Raw genomic sequence first — 2,177 nt, 5'->3', positions numbered from 1 at the left:
CTGGCCAACGTCAAGATGAGCATGAACCCGTTCGACGAGATCGCGGTGGAAGAAGCCATCCGCATCAAGGAAGCGGGCAAGGCGGAAGAGATCGTCGCCGTCTCGGTCGGCCCGGCCAAGGCGCAGGACACGCTGCGCACCGCGCTCGCGATGGGCGCCGACCGCGCGATCCTGATCGAGACCGATACGGAAGTGGAGCCGCTCGCGGTCGCCAAGATCCTCAAGGCCATCGTCGCCGAAGAGAATCCCGGCCTCGTGATCCTGGGCAAGCAGGCCATCGACGACGATTCGAACCAGACCGGCCAGATGCTCGCCGCGCTGCTGGGCCGCCCGCAGGGCACGTTCGCCAGCAAGGTCGAGATTGGCGGTGATTTGGGGGGCGACCACGTTGCCGTGACCCGCGAAGTCGATGGCGGCCTGGAAACCGTGAAGCTGTCGCTGCCCGCGATCGTCACCACCGACTTGCGCCTCAACGAGCCGCGCTACGCTTCGCTGCCCAACATCATGAAGGCGAAGAAGAAGCAGCTCGATGTGAAGACCGCCGCCGACTACGGCGTCGACATCGCCCCGCGCCTCAAGACCCTGAAGGTCTCGGAGCCGCCGGTGCGTGTCGCCGGCGTCAAGGTTGCCGATGTCGACGCGCTGGTCACGAAGCTCAAGGAACTGGGAGTCGCCTGATGAAGACGCTCGTTTGGGTCGAACACGACAACGCGTCGGTCAAGGACGCGACGCTCCACACCGTCACCGCCGCTGCCAAGCTGGGTGAAGTCCACCTGCTGGTCGCCGGTGCGAACTGCCGCGCCGCTGCCGAAGCCGCTGCCAAGATCGCCGGCGTCGCCAAGGTGCATCTCGCCGACAACGCCGCCTATGAACACGCGCTGGCCGAGAACATCGCGCCGCTGATCGTGGACCTCATGGGCCACCACGACGCGTTCCTGGCGCCCGCCACCACTACCGGCAAGAACGTCGCTCCGCGCGTGGCCGCGCTGCTCGACGTGATGCAGCTATCGGACATCCTCTCGGTCGAGGGCGAGAAGACCTTCACGCGCCCGATCTATGCCGGCAACGCCATCGCTACCGTCGAATCGAGCGATGCCAAGCTGGTCATCACCGTACGCGGCACCGCCTTCGAGAAGGCCGCTGCCGAGGGTGGCTCGGCTGCCATCGAAGACGTTGCCGGTGCTGGTGACGCAGGGCTTTCGAGCTTCGTGGGTGCCGAACTCGCGAAGTCCGAGCGTCCGGAACTGACCAGCGCCAAGGTGATCGTCTCGGGCGGCCGCGCGCTGAAGGATTCGGAAACCTTCGAGCAGGTGATCATGCCGCTCGCCGACAAGCTCGGTGCTGCCGTCGGTGCCAGCCGCGCTGCGGTCGACGCGGGCTACGTGCCGAACGACTACCAGGTCGGCCAGACCGGCAAGATCGTGGCTCCCGAAGTCTACATCGCTGTGGGCATCTCGGGCGCGATCCAGCACCTTGCGGGCATGAAGGACTCCAAGACCATCATCGCCATCAACAAGGACGAAGACGCCCCGATCTTCCAGGTCGCTGACGTCGGCCTGGTGGCGGACCTGTTCACCGCCGTGCCGGAACTCACCGGCAAGCTCTGAGCCCTCTTTTCCGACCCTTCTTCGAGATGCAAAGACCATGATTGAACGCGAAGAGATGCCGTATGACGTCGTCATCGTCGGCGGTGGGCCTGCCGGYCTTGCCACGGCGATCCGGCTGAAGCAGGTCGATCCGGCGCTGTCGGTCTGCGTGCTGGAGAAGGGYTCGGAGATCGGCGCGCACATTCTGTCGGGCGCGACGATCGATCCCMRGGCGCTCGACGAACTGCTGCCCACCTGGCGCGAGGACGGCTGCCCGCTGGCGGAAACGCCGGTGACCGACAACTGGCAYTGGCAYCTCACGAAGAAGAAGAAGTTCGGYCTGCCGCACCTGGTYATGCCGCCGTTCATGTCGAACGAGGGCAATTACACCGGCTCGCTGGGCAATCTCTGCCGCTGGCTGGCCGAACAGGCCGAGGCGCTGGAGATCGAGATCTTCCCGGGCTTCCCGGCCGCCGAGATCCTCTATGACGAGAACGGCGCCGTGATCGGCGTGCAGACCGGCGACATGGGCGTCGACCGCGAGGGCAATCCCAAGGCCGACTTCCAGCCGGGCATGAACCTGCTGGGCAA

The 2,177-nt window shown here is 65.7% G+C and carries 3 protein-coding genes; all 3 read left to right on the top strand.

The window, feature by feature from the left end; translation table 11 throughout:
* Window positions 1-678, top strand: a 678-nt coding sequence (locus tag AB4Z00_RS26505) for an electron transfer flavoprotein subunit beta/FixA family protein (RefSeq protein WP_442047897.1), incomplete at its 5' end; no start/stop codon positions are given.
* A complete protein-coding gene (locus AB4Z00_RS26500; RefSeq protein ID WP_134094795.1) occupies window positions 678-1,607 on the top strand; it encodes an electron transfer flavoprotein subunit alpha/FixB family protein in 930 nt (309 codons plus the stop codon). The genes AB4Z00_RS26505 and AB4Z00_RS26500, both read left to right, overlap by 1 nt.
* Before the next feature lie 37 nt (window positions 1,608-1,644).
* On the top strand, window positions 1,645-2,177 hold a 533-nt coding region (locus AB4Z00_RS26495; RefSeq protein WP_442047896.1), incomplete at its 3' end, for an NAD(P)/FAD-dependent oxidoreductase.

The sequence above is a fragment of the Novosphingobium sp. YAF33 genome (assembly GCF_052113265.1).
GTDB lineage: Bacteria > Pseudomonadota > Alphaproteobacteria > Sphingomonadales > Sphingomonadaceae > Novosphingobium.
This window is presented reverse-complemented; position numbering and strand designations above follow the sequence as displayed.